Annotated in this window: 12 protein-coding genes and 2 pseudogenes; 1 reads left to right on the forward strand and 13 read right to left on the reverse strand. The window is 61.8% G+C overall.

Annotation, left to right across the window (positions count from 1 at the left end):
- Positions 1-101 precede the first annotated feature (101 nt).
- From ATO9_RS22975 to ATO9_RS23780, 11 genes are all read right to left on the reverse strand, one after another.
- Positions 102-1,019 carry an HpcH/HpaI aldolase/citrate lyase family protein gene (locus ATO9_RS22975; protein WP_043755117.1) on the reverse strand — a complete coding sequence of 306 codons (918 nt, stop codon included), beginning with the start codon at positions 1,017-1,019 and terminating at the stop codon, positions 102-104.
- 9 nt (positions 1,020-1,028) lie between these two features.
- Entirely contained in the window at positions 1,029-2,258 is a 1,230-nt protein-coding gene (locus ATO9_RS22980) for a CaiB/BaiF CoA transferase family protein (protein WP_043755120.1), read from the reverse strand.
- A complete protein-coding gene (locus ATO9_RS22985; protein WP_202902181.1) occupies positions 2,255-2,746 on the reverse strand; it encodes a MaoC family dehydratase in 492 nt (163 codons plus the stop codon). The genes ATO9_RS22980 and ATO9_RS22985 overlap by 4 nt, the downstream gene beginning before the upstream one ends.
- Positions 2,747-2,750: 4 nt before the next feature.
- The gene (locus tag ATO9_RS22990) at positions 2,751-3,986 is read right to left on the reverse strand and encodes an acyl-CoA dehydrogenase family protein (RefSeq protein WP_043755124.1); all 1,236 of its coding nucleotides are present in this window, start codon (positions 3,984-3,986) and stop codon (positions 2,751-2,753) included.
- Positions 3,983-4,477, reverse strand: a complete 495-nt coding sequence (locus tag ATO9_RS22995; protein WP_043755128.1) for a MaoC family dehydratase — start codon at positions 4,475-4,477, stop codon at positions 3,983-3,985. The genes ATO9_RS22990 and ATO9_RS22995 overlap by 4 nt, the downstream gene beginning before the upstream one ends.
- The gene (locus ATO9_RS23000) at positions 4,474-5,817 is read right to left on the reverse strand and encodes an MmgE/PrpD family protein (RefSeq protein ID WP_052418557.1); all 1,344 of its coding nucleotides are present in this window, start codon (positions 5,815-5,817) and stop codon (positions 4,474-4,476) included. Before ATO9_RS23000 ends, ATO9_RS22995 begins: the two co-directional genes overlap by 4 nt.
- A complete protein-coding gene (locus ATO9_RS23005) occupies positions 5,807-7,087 on the reverse strand; it encodes a TRAP transporter large permease (RefSeq protein ID WP_052418558.1) in 1,281 nt (426 codons plus the stop codon). Before ATO9_RS23005 ends, ATO9_RS23000 begins: the two co-directional genes overlap by 11 nt.
- Positions 7,087-7,632 (reverse strand): TRAP transporter small permease, encoded by a 546-nt coding sequence (locus ATO9_RS23010; RefSeq protein WP_081979733.1) that lies wholly within the window; start codon positions 7,630-7,632, stop codon positions 7,087-7,089. Before ATO9_RS23010 ends, ATO9_RS23005 begins: the two co-directional genes overlap by 1 nt.
- Positions 7,633-7,697: 65 nt before the next feature.
- Positions 7,698-8,696 (reverse strand): TRAP transporter substrate-binding protein DctP, encoded by a 999-nt coding sequence (gene dctP, locus ATO9_RS23015; RefSeq protein ID WP_052418559.1) that lies wholly within the window; start codon positions 8,694-8,696, stop codon positions 7,698-7,700.
- A gap of 148 nt (positions 8,697-8,844) precedes the next feature.
- The gene (locus ATO9_RS23020) at positions 8,845-9,765 is read right to left on the reverse strand and encodes a LysR family transcriptional regulator (protein ID WP_043755133.1); all 921 of its coding nucleotides are present in this window, start codon (positions 9,763-9,765) and stop codon (positions 8,845-8,847) included.
- Positions 9,766-9,795: 30 nt separating this feature from the next.
- Positions 9,796-10,386 (reverse strand): LysR substrate-binding domain-containing protein, encoded by a 591-nt coding sequence (locus ATO9_RS23780; RefSeq protein ID WP_052418560.1) that lies wholly within the window; start codon positions 10,384-10,386, stop codon positions 9,796-9,798.
- A 69-nt stretch (positions 10,387-10,455) separates the two neighbouring features.
- Here ATO9_RS23780 and ATO9_RS23030 point away from each other — a divergent pair.
- A pseudogene (locus ATO9_RS23030) lies at positions 10,456-11,079 on the forward strand (IS6 family transposase); the annotation flags it as partial.
- A 145-nt stretch (positions 11,080-11,224) separates the two neighbouring features.
- Here ATO9_RS23030 and ATO9_RS23035 read toward each other — a convergent pair.
- Positions 11,225-11,893: pseudogene (locus tag ATO9_RS23035) on the reverse strand (IS30 family transposase); the annotation flags it as partial.
- A gap of 30 nt (positions 11,894-11,923) precedes the next feature.
- Complete coding sequence (locus ATO9_RS23040; RefSeq protein WP_043755135.1) at positions 11,924-12,952, reverse strand: IS30 family transposase; 1,029 nt, start codon at positions 12,950-12,952, stop codon at positions 11,924-11,926.
- Positions 12,953-13,073 lie beyond the last annotated feature (121 nt).

Consider the following 13,073-nt stretch of genomic DNA (forward strand, 5'->3'; position numbering starts at 1 on the left):
TCGCTCTTGCGGCAACCGTCATCTACTGGTTATGAATCCTGACCCTAGACATTGTCATTGAGCAATAGCCCGACACTGGCTGCCCGCTCCAATTGTAAAATCTACATACCGATCAGATCCGCTCTATCGAGGGTGTTCTGCAGCAGACGCACTACGGCGATATCGATCATCTTGCCCTCGTAGGTGACCGCGCCCAGGCCTTTCTCCAGCGCTTCGTCATAAAGCGCCTTAATTTCACGCGCCCGATCCACATCGTCCTGTGCAGGCGAGAAAACTTCCTGTGCGATGGCGACCTGGCTGGGGTGTATCGCCCATTTTCCAACCGCACCCAGCATCTGCGCGCGCTGGCATTCGATGCGGAACTGATCGGCGTCGGAGAAATCCGGGAAGGGTCCGTCCACTGCGTCGATGCCATTGGCGCGGCAGGCCATGATCAGCCGGTGTCGTTGGTAGTGCCAAATGTCTGCGGGGTAATCACCCTTACCCTCGATCTCGGCAAAGGGGACGCCCTGGCTGGCCGAATAGTCACCGATACCAAAGATCAGAGCCTCGAGCCGTGGCGTACAGGCGGCGATCTCGTTCACGGCGACCATAGCCTCGACCTCTTCGATCAGGCATTCCAGCCCGATCTTCTTAGTTAGGCCCAGATCCGCCTCGAGCTGGCTGAGCAGCTTGTCCACAAAGAGCAGATCGGCGGGGGTGAAGGGCTTGGTCAGCATGATCACATCGACATTCTCCCGCGCGCCGGTGACCACCTCAATGATGTCGCCGTAGCAATAGGGCGTGCCGGTGTCGTTGATGCGCACGCAGCGAATGGTGCGGCCGAAATCGAGGGTGTTCAGCGCCTCGACCACCATGCCGCGCGCCTCTTTCTTACGGTTCGGAGCCACGGCGTCCTCAAGATCGAGAAAGACGTAGTCAAGGTCCATCCCAGCGGCTTTGCGCATCATCTTTTCAGAGCTTCCTGGCACAGACATCTGGCAGCGCCGCAAGCGCTTGGGGCGGGTATAGTACTTCATTGTTTTCTCCTAGGAGACCACGCCAGAGGCGTGGAGTTGGGCAATCTCGTCCTGTCCGAAGCCGATTTCGGCCAGGACCCGGTCGGTATGTTCGCCCAGCAGCGGGCCGCGGTTGCGCACGCCGCCGGGGGTTTCGAGCAGGTGGATCGGCGTGTTCACGATCTGCACCTCGCGGCCGCCGGGACCGGGCTGTTCGACGGTGGCCAGCATGTTGCGCGCGGCGACATGGGGATCGGTGACGATGTCGCCCGCGCGGTTCACCGGTCCGAGGGGGATGCGCCCGCCGAGACGCTCCATAATCTGCTGCTTGGACAGCCGCGCGGTCCAGTCGCGGACCAGCGCCTCGGTCTGGGCGCGGTGTTTCACCCGATCTTCGTTGGTGCGGAACCTGGGATCGGTGGCAAGGGCGGGCTGGCCCATCTCTTCGGCCAGGATCGCCCAGAAGTGATCGCGCGGGCAGCCGATGGCGACATGGCCGTCGGTGGTGGGGAACAGGCCGAAGGGGCAGAGCAGCGGGTGGCTCGATCCCTCGGGGCCGGGGTTCTCGTCGAAATACGAACTCTGGTAGACGATGCGTTCGCAGACGGCGAGGACCGAGTCGTACATACCCACGTCGACGAACTGGCTTTCGCCGGTGGCGCGGGCCCGGTGCAGCGCGGCCAGCACCCCGGTGGCCAAAAAGAGCGAGGGCACGGTGTCGCCGATCCCGGCGCCGATCTTGGTCGGCTCACCCCCTGCCAGACCGGTGATCCCCATGATGCCGCCCATGGCCTGGGCGACCACGTCAAAGGCGGGCCAGTCGGCATAGGGGCTGCGGCCGGTCCGCGCGTCGCCAAAGCCGCGGATGCAGCCATAGACCAGACCGGGTCTGAGCGCGCTGAGGTCCTCGTAGGACAGGCCAAGACGGTCCATCACCCCGGCGCGGAAATTCTCGACCACGATGTCGGACCGGGCGGCGAGACGGCGGACGATCTCTTTGCCCCCGGCCGACTTGAGATCGATGACGATGGATTCCTTGTTGCGGTTGATCGACTGGAAATAGCCGCCGAACCCCTTGGGATCGTCATTGCCGGGCAGGCGGGCCGAGGGGCGGACCATGTCGCCCTCGGCGGATTCGACCTTGATGATGCGGGCTCCGAGATCGCCCAGCACCATGGTGGCAAAGGGACCGGCCAGCATCGCGGTGAGGTCCAGAACGGTGATGCCGTCCAGCGGTCCGGCGGGGGCCGTGTCGCTCATGCCGCCACCCGGCGGCGGATCAGCACGGTCCGTTCCAGTTCGCAGACCAGCTTGTCCTGCTGGTTGATGCCATAGTGCTTGAACCGGATGATCCCGGCGTCCGCCCTGTCGGCATCGCGTTTTTCCAGCACCTCGGTAAAGGCATAGAGCGTATCGCCATGATGCACCGGGGTGCGAAGCCGGATGGCATCCATGCCCAGTTCGGCGATCACCTGCTCGCCGGTGTCCTGCGCGGCCAGCCCGACCACCAGCGAAAAGTTCAACCCGCCATAGACAACGCGGGTATCGAACCCCGCGACGCCCTTGAAGGCGTCCTTCATGAAGTCCTCGTTGAAATGGGCGTGGGCGGTATTCATCACCAGATTGGTCAGCAGCACGTTGTCCATCTCGGTCATGGTCTTGCCGCGGGCGTGGCGGATCACCTCGCCGGGTTCGAAATCCTCGAAATAGGTATCGCGCGAGGTCAGGTCAGAGGGGGTCATAAACATGGCATCACCCGTAGGTCTTGGAATAGGCGTTGCGGGCGATCTGCTTGTCGATCTCGGAGCGGCCCAGCAGGTTGTCCGAAATGATCCGCTGCTGGATTTCCGAGGTGCCCTCGAAGATCTTGGTCAGCCGCGCGTCGCGCCAGTGGCGTTCCACGGCAAAGAGTTTCGTATAGCCCGCGCCGCCATGGATCTGCAGCGATTCCGATGTCACCTCTTCGGCGATCTCGGAGGCGAAATATTTCACCATCGAGGATTCGGTATCGCAACGCCTGCCCAGGTCGATCTGGGTGCAGACATGATAGAGCAGCTGGCGCGCGGCCTCGATCTTGGTGGCCATGGTGGCGATCTTGAAGCGGATCGCCTGGAATTCCGCGATCGGCACGGCGAATTGGCGGCGGTCCCTGGCATAGGCAATGGCATCGTCCAGCGCGCCCTGCGCCAGCCCGATGGAGCGCGCGGCGGTATGGGCGCGGGCGGTTTCCAGCCCGGCGGCCATCATGTAGAACGCCTTGCCCTCGTCGCCGATCATTGCCCTGGCCGGAACGCGGCAGCCATCGAACGACAGCTCAAACGTGTTCCAGCCGAAATAGCCGATCTTGGGGATCGGCGCGCCGCTGCAGTTCGCGGGAAGTTCGCCGCGCGGTTTCTCGACCAGAAAAGCCGAGATGCCCAGGTGCCGCTTGTCGGCGGCGGGCGGTGGCGAGGTGCGGGCAAAAACCAGGATGGCATCGGCGCCATCGGCGAAGGTGCACCAGTATTTCTGACCCGAGATCAGCCAGTCCTCACCGTCCTTGACCGCACGGCAGGCAATCGAGGACAGGTCGGACCCGGTGTTCGGCTCGGACAGGGCATAGGCCACCAGCATGTCGCCCGAGGCGCTGCGCGACAGAAGTTCCTGGCGTCGCGGATGATCCTTGCGCAGCCCCTCCTTGTAGAACGTGCCGTTGCCACGCGCGATGAGCGAGGCGACCGACATCCAGCCGCGCGCCAGCTCTTCGGCGACGAGGCAGTATTCAAAGGCACCGAGGCCCTGACCGCCTTCGTCCTCGGGGACGGTGATGCCGAAGAGGCCCAGATCGGCCATCTTGGTGATCAGCTCGGGCGGGATGGTGCCGTGTTCGGGATCGAGCCGGTTGGCGGCGGGCAGCACCTCGTTCCGGGTAAAGTCCCGTGCGAGGTCGCGGATCATCAGGCGTTCTTCGGTGAGGTAGCCCTGGTTGGGGGTCAGCGGTTCGGTCATGGTCTCTTCCTCACGAGATTGGCGCGCTCAAAGTCGATCACCGGCGCGCCGGTTTCATCCAGCCCGGTGGTCGCCCAGGTGACGATGCCGTAGTCCGGGCGGCTTTTCGGTTCCCGCCGGTCGATCACGCGGGACCGGGCATAGACGGTTTCCCCCACGATCACCGGCCGGTGGTGGGTCATCTTGTCGACACCCAGAAAGGGGCCGCCGATTTCCGACAGATCCTCGACCGAGAGGCCGAAGATCGTGTTGAACACCAGAAGCGGGCAGACCACTGCCCCGGCATGACCCTGGGCGCGGGCGAAATCGGCGTTGGTGTAGATCGGGTTGTAGTGCAGGGTCAGCGTGGTGAAGACGGTATTGTCCGCCTCGGTCAGCGTCCGGCCCCAGTGATGGACAAAGGTCTGATCCAGCGCAAAGTCCTCGTAATAGTGTCCGCGGTGCCACGTCCGGGCGCGCGATTTGAGATCGGTGACGATGGTGTCCGTCATCTTGTTGCCTCCAACAGCTGTTTCACCGGGGCGTCTTGCTCGATGAGGGTGATGATGCGTCGGGCGCGCCCCGGTCCGAGGACCGGGTCGATGATGCGGCCGGCCTTGTCGCAGAGCGCCTGCCACTGCGCATCGGTGTCCGTTTCCGGGACGCCGGTGTCGAATTCGACCTCGGCCGTGCGCCCGTCGGTCAGCTGCGCCGAGACCTGAGACCACATCAGCGCCGAGGCGGGAACATCCTCTCCGATCACGCGGACGCGGTTGCGCAGCGCCTGCATCGCTTCGGTCCGGGCATGGTCCACGTCATAGGCGCCGAGATCGGCGGTATCGGTCCGGGACAGGACCATGCCGGCGACGTGGCGCAGGCTGAACTTGCATTCGAGATCCGTGGCGGGGTCGTCGATATTGCACGATCCCAGAATGGCATTGGGCACATGCAGGGTCAGGCGATCGATGCCGTCCGCGCCGTGATCGGCGACCAGCACCTGGATGCATTCGATGGCGGCATGGGTCAGGTAGCAGGCGGCGTGGCGTTTAAAGAGCGTCTGTTCCACCGCGAAGACACCCTGCGGCGCGGGATCAAAGACCGGCGCGGCGGGGTTCCGGCCATGGGCCTGCAGAAAGCCCTGCGCGGTCTCGATGGCGTCTGGATTGGCGCTCAGCCCGTTGGCGACCAGCCGCGTGGCAAGGTATCCAGCCTGTGCCGCCGCGCCTACCTGCACCGGCTTGGTCATCGTGCCGAACATCGATTTGAGCCCTGCCGCCCGCGCCGCCGCAAAGCCGAGCGCATGGGCGGTCTGATCCGCCGTGAACCGGTCGAGCGCGGCAAGCGCCGCCGCACTGCCAAAGGTGCCGATGGTGGCCGTGTTGTGAAACCCCTGCGCATAGTGATCGGCGCCGATCATCGCGCCGAGCCGCGCCGCGACCTCGTAGCCGCGCACCAGCGCGTCGAGCACCGGCCCGACCGGCAGATCGCGGGTCTCGGCGCGGGTCAGCAGGGCGGGCAGCACAGCGACGGTCGGATGGCCGACCATGGCGGAATTGACATCGTCGTAATCCAGCGCATGACCCGCCGCACCGTTGACCAGAACCGCCCAGGCCGGGCTGATGCGGTCGTGATGCCCGACCACCGAGGCCGCGCCGGTGGCGTCTTCGCGTGCGGTGGCGAGGGTCGCGGCAACCAGCGGTTCGCTGCGCGCCGCGATGGTGACGGCGGTCCAGTCCAGCAGGCAGTGCCGTGCCCAGGTCAGGGCCGATGGTCCGACCGGCAGGCTGTCGGCCCGGCCGATCCAGTCGGCGACCGACCGGGTCAGCGGCAGGGGGGGTGTGTCAGCGTCCATAGAACATCTCCGGCAGGAACAGCGAGAGCTTCGGGATGAAGGTGACCATGGCGAGAAGCACCAGCAGCAGGGCGATGAACGGCAGGACCCCGCGCGCCACCCGGTCGACCGGCGCGCCGGTGGTCGAGGCCATGATGAAAAGGTTCAGTCCGACCGGTGGCGTCAGCAGCGCGATCTCCATGTTGATCACGATGATCACCGCGAAATGCACCGGGTCGATCCCGAGCGGCGCAAGCAGCGGCAGCACCAGCGGCACCACGATCAGGATCACCGCGATGGTTTCGAGGAACATCCCCAGCATGAACATCACCAGGTTGATCAGCAGCAGGAAGTGCCAGGCCGAAAGCTCGTTCTCGGTCACGTAGTCGACCATCTGCCGCGCGAAACCTTCCGAGGTGATCCAGTGCCCGAAGGCGAGCGCCCCGATGGTGATAAAGAAGATCACCGCTGTGGCCTGGATCGCATCGGCCAGTATGCGGGGAAGCTCGGACAGGGTGCAGCCCTTGTAGAAGACGACCGAGACGACGATCGAGACAAAGGCGGCCATGCCGGCGGCTTCGTTGACCGTGACCAGGCCGCTGTAGATCCCGCCGAGGATGATCAGCGGAAGCAGCATCGCGGGCAGGGCGCGGCGGTTGACGGCCCAGAATTCGGCTCGGCTCATTGATGATCCGGCGGCATAACCGCGACGACGCGAGACATAGATGATCCAGGCCGCAAAGATGCCAACCTGCAGCATGCCGGGGATCACCCCCGCAAGAAACAGCTGCGGCACGCTTTCTCCGGCGACCACGGCAAAGAGGATCATCGCCAGCGAGGGCGGGATCAGGATGCCGAGCGTCCCCGAAGATGCCACGACCCCGAGCGCGAACTTTTCGTCATAGCCGGTGTCGCGCATGGCCGGGACCAGCAGCGTCCCCATGGCCATAGCGGTGGCGACCGACGAGCCGGAGATCGCCGAAAAGACCATCGTGGCCAGCACGCAGACCAAGGCAATGCCGCCGCGCACGCCGCCGATCCAGCTATAGGTGAAATCGACCAGCGCCTTGGCGATGCCGCCCCGCTGCATGAAGGTCGCGGCGATCACGAAGAAGGGCACCGAGACCAGCGTGTCGGATTTCAGGTGGTCGATAAAGAGTTGCGGCAGGGCGACCATCGGACGGCCTTCGGCGGCAAAGAGCACCAGCGAGACGATCCCGAGAACGAGGAAGACGGGAAAGCCCGCGACCAGAAGGGCGAGAAACCCGGAAAGGGCGGCGATCGGGGACATCAGAGACCCTCCTGCACGGCGGGGAACCCGGCGGATTGCTGATGCCCGGCCTCCGAAGGATAGGGATCGGCGCCGCGAAAGATGACCTGCCACAGCAGCAGCGCATAGCGCAGCGCCATCGAGGCAAAGGCCAGCGGCACGACGATATAGAAGATCCATTGCGGAAACTGCAGCGAGCTGTCCGAGCGGATGTCGATCATGCGGGCAAAGGCGACCATGTCGATGCCATAGCGCGCGACGATGCCGCAATAGACCAGACCCGCGATCAGCGAGGCCACGTCGGCGGTCCGGCGCACCGTATCGGGCACCATGCGGATGAACAGATCGGCGCGGACATGACGCCCCTGGGTGACAAGGGACCCGCCGCCGATCAGCACGGCGCTGACAATGAGGTAGATGATCACCTCGCCGCCCCAGTCCGTCAGCATCGACGGCACCAGGTAGCGGGCCAGCACCTCGTAGACGACCAGAAGGATCGCCACGCCTGCGACACAGCCCATGACAAGGGTTTCAAAGCGGCTCAGCGCTTTCACTATTCGGTTCATCGGTCGCTTCCATCAGCCAGAGTACATCGGTGTCCGCAGCCCCCTTTCGGAGCTGCGGCGCGCGTTCACTCGGCGAGGTCTTTCTGCGCCGTTGCGACGATTGCGGGATCAACCCGCAGTTCTTCGGCCAGACGGTCCTGATCGGCCATGAGATCGGCACGCAGCGCATCGAGGTCGGCTTCGGCCGCCGAGATGTTCGTCATCCCGTGGCTAGCCGCCTCTTCTGCCGCCTTGGCCTGAGCTTCGGCTGCGGCCTCGCGGGCTTCGGCCACGCCTTCGTTCCAGGTGGTGCGCATGATCTCTTGGAGATCGGCGGGCAGGTCGTTCCAGGCCTTGGCGCTGACCAGGGGAACGTATTGATAAAAGGCGTGATAATCGGAATAGGAGTGTTTCAACCCGCTGTCCCACAGCTTGGCCGAACGCACCGATTCAAAGGTGGTCATCAGGCCGTCTATGGTGCCCTTTTGCAGCGCCTGCGGCACATCGGGGAAGGGGATCGAGACGCCTGTCGCGCCGAATTTCTCGAACCGGGCGACGGCCACGGCGCCGCCGGGCGACCGCATCTTGAGCCCCTTGATGTCCTCGGGCACCTCGACCGCGGTTTCGGTAAAGAACATCGCGCCAAAGCCGAGGTCCATCCAGTTGCCCAGAACGACGACGCCGAGTTTTTCTTCGGTTTCTTTCGCCAGCGCGGTTCCGGTTTCACCATCAGTGGCCTTGTACTGCTCTTCACGCGGCAGACCGTAGAACATCGGAAGGCCAAGCACGTTATAGTTCGGTACAATCCTAGCGAGATTCCAGTGGCCCGGCAGCGCCATGTCGATGGCACCCTGCGCCAAGGCCGTTGTCACATCACGGTCGTTGTACTGCGATCCTCCTTCGAAGAAATTGAACTTGAGCCTTCCGCCCGAGGCCTCTTCGATCTTTTTTGCAATGTTATGGGCCAGCACATTGCGAAGATGCGTCGGGCCTGTGTCGAGTGACACATCAATTGTGTGCTCCTGTGCGGAGACCGACGCGGCGGAAATGAGTGCGGCCAGCGCCGCTGAAGCGAATAGTTTCATTTTTTCCTCCCTTGCGCCTCCTCCGGCGCGGTGCAGTGTCATGCCGAAAAACGTCAGCACTCGGAACATAACAAAGAGGAAATTTATTGGAACTTATTAATATTTAATTTGTTATCAGAAAATCTGACCAAGTCCTCAAGTTTTTCCCTCATTGGATTGTTTCGAGAATCCTGGCATGCAGCCGGGGAAGAGTTTCGCTGATATGTGCGACAAGGTCGGCAGCAGCCTTACTGAGCTGCCTGTTTGGGTAGGTTACTATGCCAAGTACATTGTACAGATCAGGGTCCGTGAGCTTGATCGCTTTGACCGCATGGCTCTGGCAGCGGCTCGCGATCAGACCGGTGACGATAATCGGTGAAACGCCCTGTTCGACGAAGCCCAAAAGGGTCGAGACATCGCGTACTCTGATGCCGGGCGGCATTGGTTTTGCGGCATGCCGAAGCTCAAGCTCGACATGACCGAAAAACGAAGATTCGCCTTTGAGGATCATGAAGTTGTGCTGGGCCACGTCGGTCCAGTCGAGCGACTGCTCGGCGAACAGTTCGTCCGAACGAGGGACGGCGGCGACGATGGGGTCATTGATCAATTGCCGGAAGTTCAGATCGGAACCAGGGTCGGGCCTTGTGCCGATTCCGAATTCCACCACCTGCTCTTCGACGAGCCTGTGCACGATGGTCCCGTGACCGTCGTGAAGGTCGAACCGGCAGGAGGGGAACCTCTCCTGAAACTCGGACAACATCATGGGAAGAACCGACCCTGCCACGCTGGTGACGCTTGCAAATCGGACTGTCGTCGCTCTGTTCTGGGACATACCCATGGCAAGGCTTTCGAGTGCTTCGAATTCCCGTATCAACTGTTCAGCCCGAGGGAAAAGTTCCTCACCCGCGGGGCTGAGCTTCACCTTGTGAGTTGACCGTTCGAAAAGTGTCTCGCCGATCAGGTCTTCCATCTTCTTGATACGTCGGGTGATCGCGGGGGATGTCACAAACAGTTTGTCAGCTGCCTGTGTGAAGCTGCGGGTTTTGGCAATCTCCAGAAAGGCACGCAGATCGTCGATGGAGAATGTCACGGCATGACCTTTGCCAAAGCGGGACGCGATTTATCTGGGAGCGACATTCAGAACCTCGCCCATCCTCTCAGGTACCGTAACCGAAAACTCAGCTGGCCCGGCGTCCAAGAATATCTGCCTAACAGTATTAATCAACGAAAACAAATACTTCGGTTTATCCGCGCCATACATGTCCGCAATTACCACTGTAGCGAAAGGCAGATCGTCGATTATCGGGATCCGCTTGAACGGATGCCGGTCGGTCTTGCGGTCTCCAAAGGGCTTCATATGCAAAATTGAACAACCTAAGCCAGAGGCCACGGCAGACCGGACGGTCTCTGAAGACCGCGATCGGAGCACGATCCTCGGCCTCTTTGCAAAAATATCGAACATTGCCATATGAAAGTTCGCGACCCGTTGCGGTTCAAGCAAAATATAGGGTTGCTCCGACAACTCCTCCAAAGTGACATAGGCCTGTTCTGCCAGGGGATTGTCGTTGCCGATGACTGCGTGAGGCGGCAACCGGCAAATCGGAAGGACATCTTCTGCCTGATCAAATCCTAGGTCATACGCGATGACCACATCGACTGCACCTTCGATCAGCCATTTTTCAAGCTCGTCTGTCCAGCCTTCGTACAGCACGATATGCGGAGTTGTTACGTTAAGCGGTCGGCGATTGCCAGCTCTCTGATCGAAACGTAGATCACAGGGATGCAGACACCTTCCATCAGCTACAAGCGGCACCGGTTCCCGTCCTCGATCATCGCCCACGCGGTCTGGCTGTATGTCCGGTTCAATCTGAGCTTGCGGGAGGTCGAGGAGATGCTGCTCGCACGTGGCATCGACGTGTCCTATGAAACCGTTCGGCGCTGGACGGTCAAATTCGGGCCGCAGATCGCGAGGAACCTGCGGCGGCACCAGAGCCGCCCCGGCGACATCTGGCACCTTGACGAAGTCGTGGTGAAGATTTCCGGCAAAACGTTCTGGCTCTGGCGCGCCGTTGATCAACATGGCGCCGTTCTGGACGAGATCCTCCAGTCCCGGCGGGACAAACGGGCCGCCAAACGGCTTTTGCGCAAGTTGATGAAACGCGCGGGATCTGTTCCCAAGCGGATCATCACGGACAAGCTCCGCTCATATGGCGCGGCCAAGCGCGAGCTCGTGCCCGGGCTGGATCATTGGTCGCACAAGGGGCTGAACAATCGCGCCGAGAACAGCCATTTGCCGTTTCGAAAGCGAGAGCGCGTGATGCAGGGTCATCGCTCACCCGGCGGCCTGCAACTCTTCGTGTCCATCCATTCTGTCACCCGCAATTGTTTCTCCGTTCCACCTCGCTGACGCGCCGCCCTGACCATTCGCTACCACCGGATGGAAGCTCTCCGCGCGTGGAAAACAGCCGCCAGCATCGCCTGAAGCCCGCATCAATGGCACTGACCGCCACCCCTTCGGTTAACGTGACAACTCCGTTGCGACAGCTCCGCTATCTCAGCTTCATCATTTCGTCCCTGAAGGCTTCCATCGGGGTTCTCCATCCCAAGCACTTCCTCGGGGTTCCGTTCAGGCGGTCGCAAATCGCCTTCATATTGCGATTTGAGAGCGCCGCCACGGGCGTGTCCCGTGGTAGGTAACGCCGGGCCCGCTTGTTCAGGTTTTCGACCGACCCTTTCTGCCAGGGTGCCTGAGGATCACAGAACCAGACCTCGGTGCCGATCCCGGGCTTGAGCTTGCGCCAGCTGCGGAACTCGATCCCCCGGTCGAACGTGATCGACTGGCGTGCTGGTTGGGGCAGGGTGTCCATCACCGCCATGAGCCGGTTCATCAGATGCGTGGTGCTCTGGTCGTTGTTGCGGAACAGGACGACGAAGCGGGTCTTGCGCTCGACCAGCGAGGCGATGTTCGCGTTGCCCTGGGAGCGCTCGAAGATCATCAGATCACCTTCCCAATCCCCGAACGTCTCGCGAGTCTTCACATAGTCCGGGCGTTCGTGGATTGACCTTTCTGGCGGGAAAACAAGACCTCGCGGCCTGCGGGCGTGACGCGGCTGGCGCTTTTTCCGCCGCGTGGGAAGGTGCCGCGCGAGTTCTTCGGACTGGCCGTCCGGACCGTAAACAAAAGCGTAAATCGTCTCGTGACTGACGCGCATAGTCTGGACCTGTGAGCGATACTTGAACCGCGACTCCTATTGCCTGCGAGGGTAGGGGCGCCGTCCGATCTCCTCCATCATTTTCTCTCGGAAGACCTCGGCCGGGGTTTTCCAGCCGAGGCATTTCCGGGGCGTATTGTTGAGCTGGTCGCAGAGCTTCTTCAGTTCGTGGTCGGTCATTTTGCTTATGTCGCGCTTTCGGGGCAGCCACCGGCGGACGCGCCGGTTGGTGTTTTCCACCGTGCCTTTTTGCCATGGCGAGGAAGGGTCACAGAACCAGGTTTGCGTCCCTATCTCGGCCTGCAGATGTGGCCAGCTGACGAACTCGGTGCCGCGGTCGAAGGTGATCGATTTCCGGGCCAGATGGGGCAAGTCTTGCACCGCCTTCATGATCTTGCCCATGACTGGCTTTGTGCGCTTGTTGGGGTTCTTCAGAAGAACGGTGAACCGGCTGACGCGCTCGACAAGGGAAGTGACATTGGTCTGGCCAAGGTCCTGTTTGAACAACATCAAGTCACCTTCCCAGTGCCCGAACTGACGGCGATGAGCAACGTCGTCGGGACGGAACAGAATGCTGACGTCGCGGTCGAACTTCGGGGCCTGACGCTTTCTGGCACGGCGCGGCCTGCGGGCCTTACGATGTTCTGGCAGGTACCACCACAGCTCCTGCGCGATGCCTTCCTTCGAGTAGATGTAGCGATAGATCGTCTCTTGGCAGACCCGCTTCCTTGCGCGCTCGAAGATCATGCGGTTACCGATCTGCTCGGGCGTCCATCCGAGCTTGATCCGGTCCACCACGGCCTTGCACAGATCCGGATGCCGGATCAGCTTTCTCTGCACGGACCTGCGTTTCTGGGTCTGCAACTGGGCTGCATGGCCGAAATACCCGGCATATTTCTTCGGAAAGGCATCATCGGCCCAAAAGTTACGCTTGATCTCTCGGTGATTGGTCGACTTGTGGCGTTTCAGAACCCGCGCCATCTCTCGGACAGGGACCTTCGCGTGCCACCAATCCTCGATTTTCCGGCGTTCTTTCAGACTCAGTTGCGTGTAAGCGGCTCCCATGGCACGATCTCCTGATTAGATAACCCATTGGTTTCTAATAGGAGTCGCACTTCAAGGTAGCGCGCACCGTTGATGGCTCAAGGGTCGTTGCGACAGTTTCCTCTATCTCAGTTTCATCATC

The sequence above is a fragment of the Pseudooceanicola atlanticus genome (assembly GCF_000768315.1).
Taxonomy (GTDB): domain Bacteria; phylum Pseudomonadota; class Alphaproteobacteria; order Rhodobacterales; family Rhodobacteraceae; genus Pseudooceanicola; species Pseudooceanicola atlanticus.